The organism is Verrucomicrobiia bacterium (assembly GCA_035629175.1).
Classification (GTDB): Bacteria; Verrucomicrobiota; Verrucomicrobiia; order Limisphaerales; family DASXHY01; genus DASXHY01.
The window spans coordinates 37,469-56,435 of record DASPIL010000058.1; the positions used below are offsets into that span (position 1 = coordinate 37,469).

General features: G+C 58.7%; 18 protein-coding genes. 5 read left to right on the forward strand and 13 right to left on the reverse strand.

The window, feature by feature from the left end; all coding sequences use genetic code 11:
- Positions 1-10: 10 nt before the first annotated feature.
- The 5 genes from VEH04_09325 to VEH04_09345 all read right to left on the reverse strand — a co-directional run bounded on the left by VEH04_09325 (position 11) and on the right by VEH04_09345 (position 5,669).
- Positions 11-2,131 carry a putative Ig domain-containing protein gene (locus VEH04_09325; GenBank protein HYG22970.1) on the reverse strand — a complete coding sequence of 707 codons (2,121 nt, stop codon included), beginning with the start codon at positions 2,129-2,131 and terminating at the stop codon, positions 11-13.
- A 40-nt stretch (positions 2,132-2,171) separates the two neighbouring features.
- Positions 2,172-3,647, reverse strand: a complete 1,476-nt coding sequence (gene uxaC, locus VEH04_09330) for a glucuronate isomerase (GenBank protein ID HYG22971.1) — start codon at positions 3,645-3,647, stop codon at positions 2,172-2,174.
- Between the two features lie 281 nt (positions 3,648-3,928).
- Positions 3,929-4,561, reverse strand: a complete 633-nt coding sequence (locus tag VEH04_09335; protein ID HYG22972.1) for a hypothetical protein — start codon at positions 4,559-4,561, stop codon at positions 3,929-3,931.
- Positions 4,562-4,788: 227 nt separating this feature from the next.
- Positions 4,789-5,523 carry a class I SAM-dependent methyltransferase gene (locus VEH04_09340; GenBank protein HYG22973.1) on the reverse strand — a complete coding sequence of 245 codons (735 nt, stop codon included), beginning with the start codon at positions 5,521-5,523 and terminating at the stop codon, positions 4,789-4,791.
- Entirely contained in the window at positions 5,520-5,669 is a 150-nt protein-coding gene (locus tag VEH04_09345) for a hypothetical protein (GenBank protein HYG22974.1), read from the reverse strand. Before VEH04_09345 ends, VEH04_09340 begins: the two co-directional genes overlap by 4 nt.
- 18 nt (positions 5,670-5,687) lie before the next feature.
- Between VEH04_09345 and VEH04_09350 the strand changes: the two genes are divergently transcribed.
- A complete protein-coding gene (locus tag VEH04_09350; GenBank protein HYG22975.1) occupies positions 5,688-6,230 on the forward strand; it encodes a hypothetical protein in 543 nt (180 codons plus the stop codon).
- 14 nt (positions 6,231-6,244) lie between these two features.
- Here VEH04_09350 and nrfD read toward each other — a convergent pair whose 3' ends face one another.
- Genes nrfD through VEH04_09365 form a run of 3 tightly spaced genes read right to left on the reverse strand, consistent with a single transcriptional unit; the run spans position 6,245 to position 9,128 of the window.
- Complete coding sequence (gene nrfD, locus VEH04_09355; GenBank protein ID HYG22976.1) at positions 6,245-7,528, reverse strand: NrfD/PsrC family molybdoenzyme membrane anchor subunit; 1,284 nt, start codon at positions 7,526-7,528, stop codon at positions 6,245-6,247.
- A gap of 48 nt (positions 7,529-7,576) precedes the next feature.
- Entirely contained in the window at positions 7,577-8,506 is a 930-nt protein-coding gene (locus VEH04_09360; GenBank protein ID HYG22977.1) for a 4Fe-4S dicluster domain-containing protein, read from the reverse strand.
- A 13-nt stretch (positions 8,507-8,519) separates the two neighbouring features.
- Positions 8,520-9,128, reverse strand: a complete 609-nt coding sequence (locus tag VEH04_09365; protein ID HYG22978.1) for a hypothetical protein — start codon at positions 9,126-9,128, stop codon at positions 8,520-8,522.
- Positions 9,129-9,167: 39 nt separating this feature from the next.
- Here VEH04_09365 and VEH04_09370 point away from each other — a divergent pair, with 39 nt between their 5' ends.
- The 4 genes from VEH04_09370 (at position 9,168) to VEH04_09385 (ending at position 13,329) form a co-directional block, all read left to right on the forward strand.
- Entirely contained in the window at positions 9,168-9,452 is a 285-nt protein-coding gene (locus VEH04_09370) for a hypothetical protein (protein ID HYG22979.1), read from the forward strand.
- A complete protein-coding gene (locus VEH04_09375) occupies positions 9,449-11,851 on the forward strand; it encodes a molybdopterin-dependent oxidoreductase (protein ID HYG22980.1) in 2,403 nt (800 codons plus the stop codon). The genes VEH04_09370 and VEH04_09375 overlap by 4 nt, the downstream gene beginning before the upstream one ends.
- Before the next feature lie 7 nt (positions 11,852-11,858).
- Positions 11,859-12,671 (forward strand): nitrate reductase cytochrome c-type subunit, encoded by an 813-nt coding sequence (locus VEH04_09380; protein ID HYG22981.1) that lies wholly within the window; start codon positions 11,859-11,861, stop codon positions 12,669-12,671.
- A gap of 340 nt (positions 12,672-13,011) precedes the next feature.
- Positions 13,012-13,329, forward strand: a complete 318-nt coding sequence (locus VEH04_09385; GenBank protein HYG22982.1) for a hypothetical protein — start codon at positions 13,012-13,014, stop codon at positions 13,327-13,329.
- A 2-nt stretch (positions 13,330-13,331) separates the two neighbouring features.
- On the opposite strand, the gene VEH04_09390 is transcribed toward VEH04_09385, so the two are convergent.
- From VEH04_09390 to VEH04_09410, 5 genes are all read right to left on the reverse strand, one after another.
- Positions 13,332-13,856 carry an MOSC domain-containing protein gene (locus tag VEH04_09390; GenBank protein ID HYG22983.1) on the reverse strand — a complete coding sequence of 175 codons (525 nt, stop codon included), beginning with the start codon at positions 13,854-13,856 and terminating at the stop codon, positions 13,332-13,334.
- 127 nt (positions 13,857-13,983) lie between these two features.
- A complete protein-coding gene (locus tag VEH04_09395) occupies positions 13,984-17,859 on the reverse strand; it encodes an FtsK/SpoIIIE domain-containing protein (protein ID HYG22984.1) in 3,876 nt (1,291 codons plus the stop codon).
- A complete protein-coding gene (locus tag VEH04_09400) occupies positions 17,852-18,064 on the reverse strand; it encodes a hypothetical protein (GenBank protein HYG22985.1) in 213 nt (70 codons plus the stop codon). The genes VEH04_09395 and VEH04_09400 overlap by 8 nt, the downstream gene beginning before the upstream one ends.
- Entirely contained in the window at positions 18,061-18,597 is a 537-nt protein-coding gene (locus VEH04_09405; GenBank protein HYG22986.1) for a hypothetical protein, read from the reverse strand. Before VEH04_09405 ends, VEH04_09400 begins: the two co-directional genes overlap by 4 nt.
- The gene (locus tag VEH04_09410) at positions 18,598-18,870 is read right to left on the reverse strand and encodes a WXG100 family type VII secretion target (GenBank protein ID HYG22987.1); all 273 of its coding nucleotides are present in this window, start codon (positions 18,868-18,870) and stop codon (positions 18,598-18,600) included.
- Between the last annotated feature and the right edge of the window lie 97 nt (positions 18,871-18,967).

The window sequence follows — 18,967 nt, forward strand, 5'->3', positions numbered from 1 at the left end:
CGTTGTCCACCTACGGCCCGAGCAATACCCGATAAAACCGTTGCGCTTCATTCACGCTGTCCTGCCAGGACCACGGCAGTGACGGCGCGCTGTTGGTAAAGACGCCAAACCAGTCCGTCAGGTTCGTCGATCCTTCAATGATGTAATCCGGCCCTGCGTCGCCTGTGACAGTCCACTGCACGTCAAAGTTGTCTCCATGCGCAACGTGCAGCTGCGGTTGCGCCGGGGGCAGCACGATCCCAGTGAACGACTGCGTTGCGCCAAGACTCGGGCTGCCGTTGTCGAAAACCCGCACGGTGAAAACGTTCGTTGTTCCCGCGTCTGCTACAGCGGGCCGCCACGTCACAATACCCGAGTTCGTGTCAATCGCCGCCCCGGCAGGCGCCGCTTCCAACGCGAAAGCCAGGTTCTGCCACGGAAGATCCGGATCCGTTGCGACGTTTGTGACCGACAGGGTCGAACCCCCAATCCAGATCTGTTCCGTAACGGGTTGCAACGTGGGCGCTTGATTGGGAATGTTCGTTACAAGGACTGTCACCGCCACGGGACCGAACCCCGCCGCATCAACGTGGTTGGTCGCGTGAAACTGGAACTGCGACAACCCGGAAAAATTTGGCGAAGTCAGAAGCTCCACGGTTTCGCCGTCGCCGAGCAACACTGCGGTTCCATTCGTCGTCGAAATGCTATGGAACAGGATGTTCGTCAATCCGCCTGCCAGCGCGCGCAAGTTCACCTGGATCGGCCGGCCCGCCCCGCCCGTTGCATTCGGTCCTGCGAGCCAGTTGAGATACCATTCCAGGTCAGTGTAGCCGTCTCCGTTGAAATGATTGTTGTTCGCCACCACGGGATTCCATCCGAGCGCCGATTCAAAATAATTCGGAATGCCGTCGTTGTCGGAGTCCAGCGGAAGCGTGCCTGAGTTCAACACGGGCCAGCCGCGAACGAAGGCGTAATTGACGCCGTTGATGTTCGTGATGACATAGTCGCTGGATTGCGCAGGTGAGCCGACGGCATCCACGAGGCGTCCGTCATGTCCATTCACCGTGCCAATCAGGCGGGTGTCCACGGCATCGCGCTTCCGCGAATTCCCCGCGAATGCAAGGACGCGTTGATAGGCTTCCGCTGCCGTCTCAGCCGTGACGGGCGGCAATGGGTACGGCGTTTCGCGCTGCGTGTATTGGCTTGTGAACATGTTCCATCCCGTGTCCACGCCGTTCACAACGGAGTTCTTGTTGTTATCAATGAAATTACCCGACTGGTAGATGAAGGTGTTGAACGAACCGCCTCGGAACGCCTCGGACGACGGGCCCGTGCTTGGGCCTGCCACGAGGTAATTTCCGACGTAGTTCAGGTAATTCGTAAAACCGTTGGGATTGTCTCCGAAATCCTCGCCCGAGTAGCCCGCGCGGCCGCCCCAGTTGTAGATGACGTTGTTCACGAAATCCAGCTTGATGCGGTCGCCAAGCCGCGGATTCCGGCTGTCATGATGCTGGTAAAGATTGTGATGGAACGTGAGTTCGCCCGCGCCGTACCGCAGCAGCGAACCGTAGCCGTGCGCGCCCTTCTCGTGCTGCGACAGGCGCAAGCTTTCGCTGATCATGCACCATTGCACCGTGACGTTTGTTGAATGCGTGACGGACAGGCATTCATCCACGCTCCATGAAGTGGAGATGTGATCCAGAATCACGTTCGTGGAACCCGTGACCCAAAGCGCATCGCTCTCGAAATTGCTGTCGAGGTCGCCTGGCCGGACGCGAATATGACGCACAATGATGTTATGCGAACTCACGCGCAGGGAACGTCGTCGAAGCGTGATGCCGTCGCCCGGCGCAGTCTGGCCCGCGATTGTAATGTAGGGGCGATTGATCGTGAGGTCGGATGCAAGGTCAATGTTGCCCGAGACGCGGAAGATGATCGTGCGCGGGCCGGTCGCTCCCGTTATTCCCGTGCGCAAGGAACCTGCGCCGGAGTTGTTGGTTGTCGTCACGAAATAGAGATCCCCACCGCGTCCGCCACGCGCCTCGCTACCCGCACCTTCAGCGCCTGGAAACGCCGGAATCGCGCTGGCGCGCGGCATGGATAGAGTTAGAACTGCGACGAGAAGAATGGATGGAATTAAAGGCACGATCATGCGACGGGGCAAAAGTGTGAAATCAGTGTGAACCTGTCCGCTACGCGCGGGCACGGCGCCCCCGCTTCGCAACGGCCACGCCTTCGCTCGGCTGTTTCGATGCGCTCGCGGTTGCGGGCGGGAATCCGAAATACTGCTTCGCGTTTCCAAAGCAGATGTTCTGGATCATCGTCCCCACCAACGCCTCGTCATCCGGAATCTCCCCATTTTCCATGTCGCGACCGATGAGGTCACACAGCGTGCGACGGAAATATTCGTGCCGCGGATAGGACATGAACGAGCGGGAATCCGTGATCATGCCGACAAAGCGTGATAACAGCCCAAGGTTCGACAACGCATTGATCTGCCATTGCATGGCTTCCTTTTGGTCGAGGAACCACCAACCCGAGCCAAACTGCAACTTGCCTGGGATCGTGCCGTCCTGGAAGTTCCCAAGCATTGTTGCAAACGCGTAATTGTCGGCGGGGTTGAGGTTGTAAATGATTGTCTTGGGAAGCGATTTTTCCTGGTCGAGCCGATCCAGATATGCCGCCAGTGCCTGGGCCTGGGGGTAATCGCCAATCGAATCGAAACCCGTGTCGGGTCCAAGTTGCTGGAGCAGGCGCGTGTTGTTGTTGCGCATCGCTCCAAGGTGCAACTGTTTCGTCCAGCCTTTCTCCGCATCGAGCTTCCCGAAAAACAGCATCATGAACGCGGCGAACTTCCCGTATTCCTCAGGCGTTGCGGCGGTTCCGCGGCGCGCCTTGCTGAAGATGCCCGCCGCAACCTTGGGCGAACAAAAATCCGAAAAACAATGATTCATCCCGTGATCAGACAATCGGCTGCCGTGGGCGTGAAAAAAGTCATGACGCTGGCGCAACGCATCCAGGAAGTCATTGAAGTTTCCAATGTCAATATTCGCTGCTCCCTCCAGCGCCGCGACCCACTTGTTGAATCCTTCGGGCTTGTCCACCGTCAGCGCCTTGTCGGGCCGGAAGGCCGGGATCATGCGAGTCGGATGCCCACTCTGCGCGAACTGCCGATGATACCGCAGGTCGTCCGTCGGATCATCCGTCGTTCCCACGGCGTGCACCTTGAACTTGCGAAGAATGCCGTGCGCCGAAAGTTCGGGCGTTGCCAGGCGTTCGTTCGCCTTCTTCCACACGCGGCTGGCACTCGCCTCATCGAGAAGTTCGTCGATCTCGAAATACCGTTTCAATTCGAGGTGGGTCCAATGATACAGCGGATTCCGGAGTGTGTGCGGAACCGTTGCTGCCCAGGCTTGGAATTTTGCGAACGGATCGGCATCCCCTGTGCAGAATTTTTCAGCAACGCCGTTGGATCGCATCGCGCGCCATTTGTAATGATCCCCTTCCAGCCAGATCTCGAACAGGTTGTTGAATTGACGGTTCTCCGCGATGTCCTTCGGCGAAAGGTGGCAATGATAATCAAAGATCGGCTGCCCTTCGGCGAATTGCTGATAGAGGCGGCGGGAAGTCCGGTTACCGAGGAGAAAATCTTCGTGTATGAATTTCATGATCAAGGATGAGCATCGATGCCACTCCAACCGGCGCGCGCACAAGGGCTCGGGAAGTGGATTTGCATCGATTGCTTGCGAGGAGAGTAAACCACCTTTGCAGGCGCGTACTCACTCCTTTTTGCACAAAATCTTGATTTTTCTGCACCTTTTCGGCGCCTCCCGGCAACGGCGAATGGCCAAGCCGCAACAGGAGAATGCGGGCAAGAGGGATAATGCAAAACCCGCGCAGCTCTGCATCGAGCCGCACGGGTTTGGACGATTCAACAATTCGTGATGTTTTACTTCGATGCCGATTCGGATGCCGCCGACGCTTGCGGCTGGCCTAAGTCGCTTAGAAACTTCTCAATTGCGTCCGACAATGCCGCTCCCGCGACCCTCGATTTGGTCGCCGCAGTATCACACTTCAACTTGGCAAGCTTCTCCTCGCAAAACCCAACATACTCCCGGCTGAGCACCTCCCGCCCGGATTGAAGCACCCGCAACTGCAACACCGCGTTGCCCTGGACAGGCGTCGATGTGCTTCCATAGGCAAAGGCGCCGATTCCACCCGTGAGCAGGCTTGTCGCTATCGCTTTCGTCATGATGGCATCATACCCCGGCACGACCCAATCCAACCGAGCCAGCGTGCCCTCAACATTCAGGATCGTCGCCGAATCGGCATTCAGCGACGCTATGTTGGAATCGAGCAAAGCCTTCTTCAGCGCAACGGCGACCTCGTCCGAGGGCTTGTTTTTAAGAACAGAATCCAGGGATTGATCGGTTCGCGCGTCAGCGATCCGGACTTTGACGTCAACGAACCGAGTGGTAGAAGCTGCGGAATAAACGGTCGGCTTGGTTTGCAGGGGAACGCGACTGGCGCAGCCTGTGAGCACCGCGACAGCAACCGATAATAGGAGGAGTGGAACTTTCATAGGAACAGCAGGGAACGATTCGATGTGTAGGAATGATGACACTTGAAAGGTGACCAGCGCAGGTCCACGAAGCAGAGCCTTTCAAACAAAAGCGCCTCCTCCGAAACCTTGTTTTCTTCACCGCTGCAACAATTCAAGCGGACGCATTGTGCCGCAAAGCCGCGGAACCGTCAGCAAAATTGCGCATTCAGGGGATGCCCGTCTGTTTCACCGCGGTGGCGAGGGCCTTAGCCTTCGGGAAGCCTGTAGCTCAAAACCCAGTAATACTTTAAAAACCGAATCTTCACGCCGGCGGCAATATCGGCGACGGCGCCCCGCAATTCGGATTCGGAAGGAAAATTCTTTAGAACCTCATGTTCGCTGCCGTCATCCAGGCGCCGCGTCTGAAAGCTGTCGCCAAATTCGTCCGTACGGGAAATCGGCGTGCTGCTCCCCGCGACGTACACGTTGTCCATGAAAACCACCGTCGCGCCGGGTGGTAGAACAGCGTGAAATCCGGTGAGGAAGCCACGCAGCCTGGATTTCGGAATGTGAGACCACCAAAATGCCGAGAACCCGGCCGTTATCCTGCGCGATGGCATCCGCGGGGCGTAAGCGTCTTGGTTCTGAAACGCAACCTCGCAGCCGTATTGCTTCGTCCGCGCGATCGCCAAAACCTCTTCGTTGATATCCGTCGCCAGGACGCATGCCGCCGTTCGTGAAACAATCTCCGTCCAATATCCCGTCCCGGAGGCGACCTCGAATACGTGGGCACCGTCGAACGCGCCTTCGACCTCGTTGCGTAACACCTGCAAATCGGCCTGCCGTTCCGGCTTGTGGAAAATCCGTTCGTATTCGCTAGCCCGCCTTGCGTAGTAGTCAACGATCGATGTGGAAATGTTCATTTCGTTCGCAACGATCTGGCACAACCAACGTGTGTCAATCTGATCGGGGAATCGGCTGATGGCGAGATCCGATTTCATACAGCGCCAGCATCAACGGCCTTGGATGCCGCGCAGAATTCCGGACGTTCATCCACAACGCCGACGCCGATGCCGGGTTCGGAAAGCATTGCGTCCTCCTCTTCGATGAAGAAGACGACTACTACAGCTACATCTCGTATTTTCATCGGGACGGGACCAACCCGATGAGCCGCGGCTGCCTGCTCGCGGGAGGCTATTTCCACATCGCCATCCAGCATCATCCTGACGATCTGCGGTCGGTGCTCGCCCATGAACTGACCCATGATTGCGTGGCATTCCTTCCGTTGCCGCTCTGGATCAACGAGGGACTGGCGCAACGTGTGGATCGCTCGGTCGGTTTGACGGCGGAACCGCTTATTGATTTCGATCTCAAGGAACGGCACCTCGCGTTCTGGAACGAAACGAACATTCAGCAGTTTTGGGCGGGCGTATCCTTCAGCTCGGTCGGAGACGCACAGCAGCTGAGCTACAGTCTTGCCGAAATCCTGCTGACGCTGGCCGAGGAACAATCGGGGGACCACGCTTCGTTCCTGCGGAACGCGCACTACGATGACGCCGGGCAGACGGCTGCGTTTGATCATCTCGGTGTCGACCTTGCTGACCTGGCGAGCACCTTTCTCGGACCAGGCGAATGGCGGCCAAACCGTAAAGCGATTGCAGACGCGTGGGAGCAATGGCAGACACGCGTGCCGAATGAGGCGGAATAGCAACCTTCGAAGGCTTACGAACTCGCCGCCGGGCTGGCCGGCTTCGATGAAAACAGGTTCATCGCGATCTTCAGAAGGATCGTATACACGCCAAACCCAGCGGCCCAGATGCCGGCGCTGACTTTCCATTCCAGCACGCTGGGTTTGTATTCCACGAGTTCGTGCAGTGTCGATGGCACGAATCCAGGAATGATCAGCCCCATGCCCTTTTCAATCCAGATTCCCGCAAACGCCAGCACGCACGCGGTGATCAACCCGGCTGGCCGCTGCACGAGCTTTGGGTTGAGGAGGATTGCCGCCGCCGCGATGACCATCACAATCGAGCTCCAGATCCACGGCACCAGGGCGTTATGGCCGTGCAGCCCGAAGTAAAGGTAACGCGCCGACGAGGTGTGGGACCCGCCCGTGTAAAACTCGGTGAACACCTCGGACACCACCATCAGCAGGTTGATCAGGATCGTGACGCGCATGATGTTGACCAGCGTGCGAACCGCGCCCGCGCCGAAGCCATTGCCAATGACCCGGCGGATCACGTGGATGGTCACGATGATAAACGCAGGACCGGAGACGAATGCGGACGCGAGGAACCGGGGCGCAAGCAGCGCCGTGTTCCACAGCGGCCAGCCGCCCAACCCGCAGTACAGGAACGCGGTCACTGTGTGAATGGAGATCGCCCAAACGATCGAGACGAAGACGAACGGCACATAGAATTTCGGGTTGGGCTTCCTGCCAAGAAATCGCGTGTAAAGCAGGTAGCCGCAGATGTGAAGGTTTAAAACGAGGTACCCGTTCAACACAATCACATCCCACGTCAGCATTGAGACGGGAAAGTTGAATTTGCCAAGGCCCGGAAGCAGATGCCAGAAGCGGTCAGGCCGGCCGAGGTCCGCGACGACAAACATCAGGCACATTACGATGGCTGCAATCGCAAGCAATTCGCCAACGATCACGATCTTGTGCATATCCTTGTCGTGATACAGATACGCGGGAATCACCATCATGACACCGCCCGCTGCGAGCCCGACGAGGAATGTGAAGTTCGCGATGTAAAGGCCCCACGACACATGATCACTCATGCTGGTCAGTCCCATTCCATCGCGCACCTGCGTTGCCCACGCGTTCGCTCCCACCAGCGCAATGGCCGTCAGGAGTGTCATCCAAACATAAAATTGCCAGTTTCCGTCGAAGGCTTCCCAGAACAGCCGCGCAATAAATCGCGCGAACAGGCGGATGTGGCCCTGCTGTGCGGCGGGTGGACGGCTGAGTGGCGCGGTCGAAGTGGCAGATGCGGTATTCACGTAATCAATTGGAGCGTGGCGCGAAGGTGTCTGGCTTCTCGGGGCGGATTAAACATCGAAGAAATAAAAGAACTGCGGACGCAACCCGAGTTCCTCCTTCAGCACAAACACACGTTTGTGCGCGAGCACCTGCCGAATTTCCGAGTCGGGATCGAGGAGATTGCCGAACACCCGCGCCCCCGTGGGACACGCTTCGAGACAGGCAGGCAGGCGTCCGTTGCGGGTTCTGTGCAGGCAGAAATGACATTTTTCCATCACGCCCTGCGGGCGAATGCGATTGCTCAGGTATCCTTGGTCCGGATTGATTTCCTTTGCCGGAATTTCTGGCTTCGTCCAGTTGAAACGGCGCGCATGATACGGGCAGGCCGCTTCGCAATAACGGCATCCGATGCACCAGTTGTAATCCACCACCACAATGCCGTCGGGTTCCTTCCACGTCGCCTCGACCGGGCAGACATCCACGCAGGGCGGCCGCTCGCAGTGCTGGCATTGGACCGGCATGTAAAACTTGTCCTTCTGCGGCACGGGATGATCGTAGTGCGCATTGCCCTTTTCCATGTCAAGCGAACCCTTCTGCATCTCGAAGACCCGGATATAGGATTGGTTCGAGGGGCGATCGTGGTTGTTTTCGATGTGGCACGCTTCGGCACACTTGCGGCAGCCGATACAGATGCTGAGGTTCAAGGCGTATCCGAACTTCACGCCAGGTTGCGGCTTGTAGTCCCGAATCGTGACGTCCGCGCCATACTGTTCCTGGGTATCCTTCTCGAGCCGCGCAAGGATCATCGCCAGGTCAACGGGCGTGAGCTCACGATAATGGCGCTGCAAAAATTCATCGGGGGAAATGTCCTTTGTCCATTCCGTCAACGGCGCCAGGGCTTTCGCGAACGCGGCGACACCGAGCGTTGCACCAATTCCCTTCAATGCATCGCGGCGCGTCCAGTCTCGTGATTCAACCGCAGGCTCGATCGTGTTCATTCGAGTTTAAGCTTCAATGCGGAACCGCGATGCGATCCTTCGGCGGGAGCACGGGTCTCACTGTTGGATAGGCGGGCGCGTGCGGATCGTGGCAATGGGTGCAACTGTTGCGCGTGCGCGGGCCGCGCGTGAGATCCCAATAGCCATTCATGCCTCCATGCAAACCGCGCTCAAAATCGCGTTTCTGCAGGCCATGACATTGACCGCACAGTTGCATCACATCGGCATATTCCAGCGAAGTCCCATTCGCCAATCGCAACGCATCATAGTTCCCCTCGTGGTGGCAATTGAGGCAGCTCTGGTTGCCATGCTGGAAAACAAGCCCTTGATGAAATCGATCCAACTGAGCAGCCGAGTGCGTGGCACGGTCGGGCGTTGTGGTTGAATGACATGAACTGCAGGAGACAGAGGCGATCACCCCGGAATGATTTGTAAGGGCGGTGAGAACTCTTGGAGCCGGACCGACACGCCGGATGTGAACGGGATGGAGAGCGGCAGGACTGCGGGCCGTCACTGCACTCTTCGATGTCGTCACGTTTTCAGGAGCGGCGAACAACCAGGCCGTTACAGCGGCGCACGTTGCGGCCAGGATCAGGAGCATCTTGAAATTGCCGGCCTTCATTCGTGAGCACGAGGCTAGGGATGCGGAAGGATCAAAACATTGACGCACGTCAAAGCGGTTGAAGAACGATTCAGGATACTCAACTCCAGCATGCCGATCAGCGGACTCGTTATCACCATTGAACGCGGATACCGCGGCGACGCTGCTGTTGAAGCTCTCAAGCAGTTGCGTGAGCTGACGCTCGGCGAACGTTCGGGAAACCAAGTGCCCGCGGCACTCGAATCCGCCGACGTATCGCACAGCCGCGGCCTTCACGATCAACTTTCAGCGATCCCGGGCGTCACGCTCGTGGACGTCGTTTACGTCAACCTTGAATCCCTATGAACCTGCCACGCCGCGAATTCATCAAAACCTCGGCCCTCGCCGCCGCCAGCGCGCTGATCGCGAATCGGGTGGGTGCTGCGCTGCCATCATCTCCCACGGCCTCGGAATCCGATGGCATTCACTGGGACAAGGCGCCCTGCCGTTTTTGCGGAACGGGATGCCATGTTCGGGTCGGCGTAAAGGACGGCAAAGTGGTTGCAATTCAGGGCGAGCAACTGGCCGAAGTGAACAAGGGCCTCCTCTGCGTGAAGGGATACCATGTCGGTCTGGCGCTGTATGGAAAGGATCGCCTGACGACTCCCCTGCTCCGCCGCAATGGGAAGCTCGAGCCGATCTCATGGGATGAAGCGATTGAAATTGTTTCCCGCCGCATTCTTCACGCGCCCGAACGATTCGCGATCTATGGCTCGGGTCAATGGACCATTCCCGAAGGCTACGCCGCCAACAAGTTGATCAAAGCCGGATTATCCACCAACAACATCGATCCCAACGCGCGCCTCTGCATGTCGAGCGCCGTGACAGGTTACTTGAGCGTATACGGCGTCGATGAACCGGCCGGCTGTTACGACGACTTCGATCGCTGCGACGTGTTGATCCTGTGGGGAAACAACATGGCGGAGATGCATCCCGTTCTTTTTTCGCGGGTGATCGATCGCCGTTCGCGCGGTGAAAAGGTAACGATCATTGACCTTGCAACACGTCGAACGCGCAGCACGGACTTCGCCGATGAACATTTGCTGTTCAAGCCGCAGACGGATCTCGCCATTGCGAATGGCATCGCGCACCTGCTCCTGAAGAATGGCACGTGGGACAAGGCATTCGCGGAAAAGCATTGCAACTTCCGCAAGGACACTGCCGAAGCGTCGCTGCTCGGCGAAGCGATGACATTCGAGGAATACAAGGCATCGCTTGAAAAATACACGCCTGAGGAAGTCGAGCGGATTTCGGGAGTTCCCGCCGGGAAGATCCGCATGCTGGGCGATTTGTTTGGACGCCGCGACATTCGCATCACCAGCACGTGGTGCATGGGATTCAACCAGCACAGCCGCGGCACGAACATCAATCGCCTTTGTCACGGCATTCACCTGTTGAGCGGACATTTTGGCCGGCCGGGCGACGCCCCGACGTCCTTGACCGGCCAGCCGAGTGCCTGTGGCACTGCGCGCGAAGTCGGCACTCTGTGCAACTCGCTGCCCGGGGGACGCCTTGTAACCAACGCCGAGCATCGCGCGGATTCGGAGAAACTCTGGAATGTTCCTGCCGGCCGCCTGAGCGCGAAGGCAGGGCATCACACAGTGTTGCTGTGGGAAAAATTTTGCACGCCGACGGACGAGGGCGGCGACATTCAAACGATCTGGGTTCAGGCCACGAACCCTGGGCAGTCGCTGCCAAACCTGAACAAGCTCTTTCGCGGCAAGAAGAACCTGGCTGACAAGTTCCTCATCGTTTCCGACGTGTATCCCACGGCGACGACCGAACTTGCCGATCTCGTGTTGCCATCTGCGTTGTGGGTCGAGAAGAACGGGATGTTCGGAAATTCGGAACGGCGGACGCATCAATGGTTCAAGATGGTACAACCGCCCGGCGATGCGCGCGATGATTCCTGGCAGATCATTGCGGTGGCACGCAAGCTTCTCGACCTGGGCCATGCGGGGATGCGGGATCGCGACGGCAATTTCCTGTTTGCAGCCCGCGACGCGCAAGGCCGCGAAGTTCCCATCTGGGAGTGGAAACATTTTTACGACGTGAACGTGGATCGGCTCCTGTTTGAGGAATACCGCACGTTCAGCCGCTACAAGCACAAGGATCTGGCGCCGTACGATGAATACGTAAAGGCGCGCGGATTGCGCTGGCCCGTGGTTCAAGATAAGAACGGAAGCTGGCGCGAAACAAAATTTCGCTTTGCTGAGTTCGATGATCCATATGTGACGAAGGGAGCGGGAATCGAGTTCTATCATTCCGTCACGAAAGACAACCGCGCCCTCATCTGGTTTGCGCCGTACGAAAAAGCCGCCGAGGAACCCGATGACGAGTTCCCGTTCTGGCTCTGCACGGGCCGTGTCCTGGAGCACTGGCACACGGGCACGCTTACGATGCGGATCCCGCAATTATCAGGGGCGATGCCCCACGCCTACGTGGAAATGCATCCGGACGATGCAACCGAGCGCGGCATTCGCAATGGAGAAAGGGTGGTTGTGAAAACGCGGCGGGGAGAACTGCAACTCCCCGTGTGGATTGGCGGGCGCAGCCGCGTGCCACGTGGATCTCTGTTTGTGCCGTTCTTCGACGAGCGCTTGTTGATCAACGAGATCACGCTCGGAGAGCCCGATCCGATTTCAAAGGAGCCCGACTACAAAAAGTGCGCGGCGGCCGTGTTGAAGGCGGGAACCCCGGGCTGAGGACACCATGCATACGCCGAATCACGCGCCTCGGAAACGCGCCACATGGATTGGGGGCGTTGCGTTGGTCACCATTGCAGTGAGCGGTTACTTCATGGGCCTTCGACAAACCAGTTCCGCTTTGAAAGCCCCGGAACCGAAGTCCACGATTACATCGGATTCCCTGCGCCGCTCGGCGCTCGAAACGAATGACGTTCCGATTGCGTCGGGCTACGTAAAGCAGGACTGGATTCGGCAGGGCCATAACGCGGGCTGGACGAATCATCTCGCGCGGCTGGTGCAAACGGCGGCATCGAATTCAACGAACTTCTTTGCTTCCGAATCCGATCGAGCCTTGGCGTTGCAGGAGAGGTCGCTGCGACGCGCTTACAACGGCGCGCCTCCTGTTGTTCCGCATCCGATTCAGCAGGATTCCTCGGCCGGATGCCTCGCCTGTCATGAATCGGGTTTGGCGATCAAGGACCGCGTGGCCCCGCGCATCAGTCATCCGCATTACGCGAGCTGCACGCAATGCCATGTTCCTGCTGGCGGCACACAACTGCCGGTGCAAAACGCGGCACTGCGTGAGCCACTGGCGCTGAATCGATTCGGCGGTGCTCCTGAACCTGGCCGGGGCGAACGCGCGTGGATATTCGCACCACCGGCCATTCCGCATTCGACCCTCATGCGCACCGACTGCCTGAGTTGTCATGGCGCAACGGGCCGATTTGCCTTGCGAACGCCGCATCCCGAACGCCACTCCTGCATGCAATGCCACGTGCCGTCGGCGAACCTCGACCAGCGTCGATTCACTGAATCACCGTTTCCACGCACGAACTAGATGAGCGCTGCAATCTCACGCCGCGATTTGTTAAGCCGGTTCCTTGGCAGGATGTCGCCAGCCCCGCAGCAGCGACCCCCGCTGGAAGCTGGCGAATGTCAGAAAGGCGCAGAGACAACAGGGAAGGTTGCTGTCATTCAAGCGCGCTTCTGCATTGCGCTCACGTCGTTTTGTTCCGTCTGCACGGAACGCTGCCCGGAACCGCTCGCGATGTCGGTCGATCACGGCGTTCCGCGAGTGAATCCCAATGCGTGCACGGGCTGCGGCGTCTGCCACGAAGTATGCCCCGCGCCACGCAATGCGGTGCTGATGATCCCGGCGCGTCGGACCCTCAATTCTCATGAACTCTGAAACAGACGATCTGGAAGCGCCGAAACTGGCGGAACTGCAGGAATCCATTCTCGATTCCGCAACCCTCAATGATCTATTTCGTGACCTGCGCGTTTGCACGGAAGTGATCGAGGTGATTCCGCGCGCTTCGCGTCATCAGATGGTTGCCGAGCGCACGCTGACGCTGGAAGAGGCGAAAGAAAAAATTTTGAGTGGAGCCATTAACGGACTGCAGATTCGATATCGTTATGAGGGGGCGGAATGGTGGGACACCCTGCTGCGGCTGCCGCAAGGGGTTCGAATCGTGCGCATTCGCCACGAATTTTGAACTTATAGGGCTTGCAACATCCCGCTGCTGAGAATCCGGCAGCGCAGGCCGCCGCGTCCGCGCAACCACGCCTCAGCTCCCCGTGCGATCGCGGTGTTCATCCAATAACACGGACGGCATTCCTCCACGCCGGCAAAGCGAATCCCGTTCAACTCAAATTCCACGCCGATCAATTCGCGCAAATCCAATCCACGAACGAACACGTTCCGCCGGGTCGCATCTGGTCGAGCCTCAGGCAAAGAGAGTTCCCGCTGAAGAGCATCAAAGGTTTCCATTTCGAAGAAGGTTATCTGTCCCTTGTAGTTTTCCTTGAAGTCGAAAAACCGATCACCGCGAATTCCACGATGCGCAACACATTCGATCTGGTTCAGAGCCAGCATGGGATGATTGGCCGCGGGTTGCCCATGGTGGCCGAAGAAATTGTGACCGGCAGATACGAACAGGTGCTCGATTCGAACGTTTTCCAGCACGCGCAGGGCTCTTTCTCCAAACTGCAAGTGAGGCAGCGGTGCAACCAGGGCTTCCATTTTCACGGAGCGAGAATAGCAGCTGCACGATCTCGTGCTTTGACGCAGGTCAAGCGGTCCGCGGCACGTGCGGCTTTGGCAATTGCATCGGGCAGCCCGCCAGAAATTCCCAACGTTTTCCGAGTTTTCAACGCTGAAGCGGCCTGAAGGCACGCGCTCCGGCAAGCCAGGCAGGATCGGGCAGTGCATAAGGCCGGAATGTTTCGAGGTATCCCTCGCGATCGTTGTAAAACAACGCGCGATGCATTCCAAGGGTTCCCGCGTCGGGCTCATCAATCAGCGCCGCCGAATCGCTTGCGCTCATCTGGAACAATACACGCATCGAAAATTCGCTGAGCGTTTTCCGCCCAATGTAACGGCTCACGTTGTTGTAGGTGTCGCAGCTCGCGATGATATGAATACCGCGGGCGGAACCTTCCGTAATCAGGCTTTGCAGCACGGCCGCCGGCTGCACCGCATCATCGGTGCTGGACGAAAAACCGAACTCATCCTCCGGCCGCAGTTTGCGGAAATTCTGCAATCCCTGGATCAACACGTAGGTGTCAGGTCCCGCCGACGATTCCTCCCGCGCTTTGAATTCTTCGGCGAGGCGCTTCATGGCGCCGGCAAGCTCGCCCGGCCGCACCCGCTGAACGTCGGCCGAAAGCATCTGTGCCGCTCGATCCAGAAAATCGCCTGCTGCACCTGAGCCTTGCCCCGGACTTTCGAGGACCACAAACCGAACGTCACCGGCGGGATACTGCGCCGCCAGCGCGATCAAACTGGTCCCCAGCATGATTGATGTGCTTTCCTCGCTTTGTCCCACAATCAGCAAATGGCTGCCGCTTTGTCGTTGGAACACAGCCTCAGTTGGGCCTTTGATGGAATTCGGCGCACCGAGCCACACCCGCGCGGAAGCAGGCGCAGCCGCGGGCGGCAGCTCCAGTGCGCGCTGCAGCAGAATGTTGTCGCGGATGTCAGCGGCCGCATTCCCTTCGAACACGAAGGGGCCGGGATGCTTGACGGCGTCCCGCGCGGCGCGCTCCCGCACCATGATCAGGTAACGTTCCCGCTCCTCTTCCGAGAGCCACACCGCCTGGAACGGGCTGTTGCCATCAATCGCTCCTGCGGCGTCGTTGTAGATTCCTTCGCCGGGACGCGACAACAGCCGGGGCGCAGGATTGTCCTGGTCCATGATCAAATAAGCGTCGGCTTCATTGCACATGAGTGCGATGCGGATCACCATTTGTCCGAGAGTTGCGCGCGCAAGCGTGTAGGCGCCGCCCAGCGTTTGCGAACCGAGAATCACGTGAATGCCAAAGGCACGGCCCTGGCGCACGATCCGATCCAGCAACACCGCCGCTCCCTGCGAAACGCGATCCTCCTCCGTGAAAAATTCCTGGAACTCATCGATCAGCAGCAGCGACCGCGGCATCGGCTCCTTGCCACCACTGCGCCTGTAACCCGCCAGATCCTGCACCCCAAGCGTGCGAAACAGATCACCCCGCCGCCGTAATTCGTCGTCGACCCGCTGCAGCACACTCAATCCAAACTGGCGGTCACTCTCGATGGCCACGACGCGCGCATGCGGCAGGCGATGCGTTGCGTATCCCTTGAATTCAACGCCTTTTTTGAAATCAACGAGATAAAACTCGACCTCTTCCGGCCGGCACCACAGCGCCAGGTTGGTAATGATGATATGAAACAGCGTCGATTTGCCTGAGCCCGTCTTGCCCGCGATCAACGCGTGCTGGCGCGTGCCGCGGCCGATCTCCAGCCATTGCAGCTTCGTCGCGCCTGAACGTCCGATTGCGACACGCAATTCCTCCGCGGTCTCGCGGCTCCAGATTTCCGGTTCCGGCGGGGCAACGTGCGAGAAAGGAACCTCAACTCGATTCGATCCACGCCCGCTTTCTCCCACCTGATGCAGAAAACGCGTGGCGACTTCCGCCGGAGGAGGTTCATCGAGCACGAGGCGCGTTCCAGGGCGTTTGGTTCCCGCGATCGCAAATCCCCCATCGGCTGCGACCAATTCGACGCTGTTCTTCCGCAGCTCATCGGCCACAAACCCCTGCGGCAGCGGCTGGCGCTGGTCCCAATGGATGAGCGTGTAAACCCCGCACCGTGCGCCATTGCTCACGATGTTGATCAGGCGCCGCAGCGCGGTGTCGCTGAAGTTGACGGGAAAATCCGCGATGACCAGGAAATGATATTTCTCAGCGATGCTGCCGGCCTGCGCGTTGTATTCGGTGATCGTCGGATATTCATTGCGAAGGTACATCTGGATGACCTTCTCCATGTGCTCGTTCAATTCAGCCAGTTTTTCCTCGAGGTGATTGGATTGGGTCCAGATGCGGCTGTTGATGTGGCTTTCCTCGTAGTCGGCCAGGTGCATAAGCCCCGCGAAACTCTGGCCGAGTCCAACGGGATCGAAAATTGTGAAGCTCAATTTGCCGGGAGGAGTGGCAGCCAGCAGCCGGAAAATAATGCTGTTGATGAGCGTGCGCGCCGGCGCGGCATCCCCCGTGGTCCTGACCAGCAACGATCCCGCATCGGGGTAAGTCAGCAACAGCGGCACAGCCAGATTTTCGGCAGGGGGTGCAAGCCGCGAATCCTGGGGCACACGATCCGTCAACTGTGGAATTGCCAGGTGCAACTCACCGAATCGCGCCGCATTGATAAAATGGTTGGGGGGATCCCACTGAGCCCAGGAATCATCCTGCCAGCTGGGAAACAGTTGCTGCGCCTCCGCGGCATTCCGGGAGAGCGTCTCGAAGATGGGCCAGACATGCTGTTTCCATTCGCCAGCCAGCGCCGAGAATTTCGCGTGCCGATCCGCTTCGCGTTGCGCTTCGCGGGCCTGATGATCCGCCTCGAGCCCTAGCCTGGCTTCCTCGCCCTCACGTTCAAGCCGTTCAATGTGCGCCGGATGCTCCAATTCAATCCGCTGCAGCCTGCGTTGAAAAACCGCCTCATTCTTTTGCGTGACACGTTGAGCTTGTTCATCAATGCGGCGGGGGCGCTCTCCGAGCAGGTCGATGCCTTCCTTGACCGCTTTTTTCCATTCCTGATTCAATGCCTGCTTCGCCGCCTCGAACTCTGCATGTATGCGCGCTTGCTCCTGCGCGCTGCGCGCGTGCGCCTGGGCAGCGGCCGCGCTTAGCAATTGCTGGATCGTCGCGAGATCGGACGCCAGCATCTTGGCGGTCGGATTGATTTTACTCGTCGCCGTCAAGCGCCCGAGCAACAGCAGAATCCCGGCGGCCACAAGGCCAATCCCGATTGCCCGCCATGGACCGCCCGCAGGCAATTGGGCTGCAACAGGCGAAAGCATCACAACACCTGCGATGAACAGGAATGCGGACACGCCGGCAGGAAAGAAGCGAAACCATTTCGGCAGAGCGGCCGAGCTCAAATCCTCCAGGCGCCGTGACGCATCCGCGTGCGCTTGAGCCGCCTTTTCGAGCATTTCATCGGGCGAGGCGGCGGCGACAGATGGGACGGGATGTTCGCGCGACAGCATGCGGGTAATCTTCCCGTAGCCGCTGAAGGCAAATCGAGTCGACGTGGCCAGTTGCGCGAGCCATTGCTGGGCTTCGATGAGCCGGCCGTTAAATGCCGCGTCGTCTGCTGCGAGCGCGGCGAGTTCAGCATCCCGCCGTTTCTCGGCATTCAGGGTGCCTTCCTGCACTTTGTATTTCCGGCGCCCTTCCACTTCATGAATGGCATCCAGAGCCCGGCGACGGCTTTCCATGTGGCCCCGGTTGATCCGGGCCTTCCGTTGTTCAAAGCGCTGCTGCAATCCTTCCATTGCATGCTGCGAGTTCAACTCCGCCTGCGCTAGCATCTGGCTCCGACGCGCCAATTCGGCCTCGCGCGCGGTAGTGAACGCATGCTGGTCAGCCGCTGTGCGCGTGCGGAACTCTGCGAGGAGGCGTTGCTCGCGCGCGGCGAATTCCTGCATCGCAGCCACCAGCTGGTCGATCAGCGCCAGCGTTTCATTTGTGCCTGGAAGCTTACTCACAGTCTTTTCTCACTTTTGCCAGCAGGTCATCGACTTTCTCCATCGCAGTAATCGTTCGGTCAACGCTGATGAACAGTTCCTGCATGTAATCCTTCTCGAACTCGAGCGCCTTTGCGTCCCGCCACGCTTCGCGCGTCTCGTGCCATTGCATCCACAAATCCTTCGTCAACGTGGCAAGGCGGCTCTTGGACCCCGCAAGGCTCATGGCTGCGCCTCCCCGTCTGACGGCTCGGACTGGGCCGCGGGCGCCACTGCGTTCGTTCCGGAAACGACATCACGGTAGGCCGCGAGGGCGCGGCTGATCTGTTCGAGATGGGCGACGGCTCGCGGCAGGTCATTGTTGAGGACATGCTGCAGCCCGTTCGTCTGGCGCACCAGCGGCTCAGCGATATGCTCCAGTTCGCGATCCCATTTTTTCAAAAGGCTGAGTTTATTCTCCGCTTCCTGGACACTGTCGCGCGCCCTGCGAACCGCCATCTGCTGACCGGCGGTGGCTTCATCCATCAATGAAAGGCGCGCCGACGAAAGCTCGCTCATGGCAGCATCGAGTTTTTTTCGGCGACGACGCAATTCGTCGCTCCAGTTCTTGCGCTGATCTCCCTGGATCCATTGGCGGGTGCGGCTGACCTCGCCGGAAACCTCCTCCACGAGAGCGCGGGTTTTCGTGGCATACACAATCAGGTGCGCGCGAAATTTATCGATCGCTTCAACCGATGTGACCTGGGCTCGTTCGGCCATTTAACGCTGGTTCAAGTACTCCTCAATGCGCTGTGCCTTGCGGAGAAGGTAGGGGGTGTGGGCCTTTGACAGTTCCACGAATTTTTTCAACGCCTTCATCGTCTGCCGAAATTCCTCCGAGAACTTTTCGTGTTCCTGGTCCTGCCAGCTGTCGCCGAGCGCGGTGAAACGCGCCTGCAGCAATGTCAGCCGGCCTTCCAAATCGCTGTTGAACCGCTGAAGGTCATCGGCAAACCGCCGGACCTTTTCCGGATCCATCATCGCCTGAGCCATGCAATTCCTTTCGAGCTGTTAAACGCCGGGTGCAGCGCTGACGCAACTTAGCTTGGTGCCCCGAAGATGGCCAGCAGGAGAATCACCCGTTCGAGAC

Excerpts from the sequence above, each read along its gene's own strand:
- VEH04_09325 (HYG22970.1), bottom strand. The coding sequence starts at position 2,131 with ATGATCGTGCCTTTAATTCCATCCATTCTTCTCGTCGCAGTTCTAACT.
- uxaC (HYG22971.1), bottom strand. The coding sequence starts at position 3,647 with ATGAAATTCATACACGAAGATTTTCTCCTCGGTAACCGGACTTCCCGC.
- VEH04_09335 (HYG22972.1), bottom strand. The coding sequence starts at position 4,561 with ATGAAAGTTCCACTCCTCCTATTATCGGTTGCTGTCGCGGTGCTCACA.
- VEH04_09340 (HYG22973.1), bottom strand. The coding sequence starts at position 5,523 with ATGAAATCGGATCTCGCCATCAGCCGATTCCCCGATCAGATTGACACA.
- VEH04_09345 (HYG22974.1), bottom strand. The coding sequence starts at position 5,669 with ATGAAAATACGAGATGTAGCTGTAGTAGTCGTCTTCTTCATCGAAGAG.
- VEH04_09350 (HYG22975.1), top strand. The coding sequence starts at position 5,688 with ATGAGCCGCGGCTGCCTGCTCGCGGGAGGCTATTTCCACATCGCCATC.
- VEH04_09360 (HYG22977.1), bottom strand. The coding sequence starts at position 8,506 with ATGAACACGATCGAGCCTGCGGTTGAATCACGAGACTGGACGCGCCGC.
- VEH04_09365 (HYG22978.1), bottom strand. The coding sequence starts at position 9,128 with ATGAAGGCCGGCAATTTCAAGATGCTCCTGATCCTGGCCGCAACGTGC.
- VEH04_09375 (HYG22980.1), top strand. The coding sequence starts at position 9,449 with ATGAACCTGCCACGCCGCGAATTCATCAAAACCTCGGCCCTCGCCGCC.
- VEH04_09380 (HYG22981.1), top strand. The coding sequence starts at position 11,859 with ATGCATACGCCGAATCACGCGCCTCGGAAACGCGCCACATGGATTGGG.
- VEH04_09385 (HYG22982.1), top strand. The coding sequence starts at position 13,012 with ATGAACTCTGAAACAGACGATCTGGAAGCGCCGAAACTGGCGGAACTG.
- VEH04_09390 (HYG22983.1), bottom strand. The coding sequence starts at position 13,856 with ATGGAAGCCCTGGTTGCACCGCTGCCTCACTTGCAGTTTGGAGAAAGA.
- VEH04_09400 (HYG22985.1), bottom strand. The coding sequence starts at position 18,064 with ATGAGCCTTGCGGGGTCCAAGAGCCGCCTTGCCACGTTGACGAAGGAT.
- VEH04_09405 (HYG22986.1), bottom strand. The coding sequence starts at position 18,597 with ATGGCCGAACGAGCCCAGGTCACATCGGTTGAAGCGATCGATAAATTT.
- VEH04_09410 (HYG22987.1), bottom strand. The coding sequence starts at position 18,870 with ATGGCTCAGGCGATGATGGATCCGGAAAAGGTCCGGCGGTTTGCCGAT.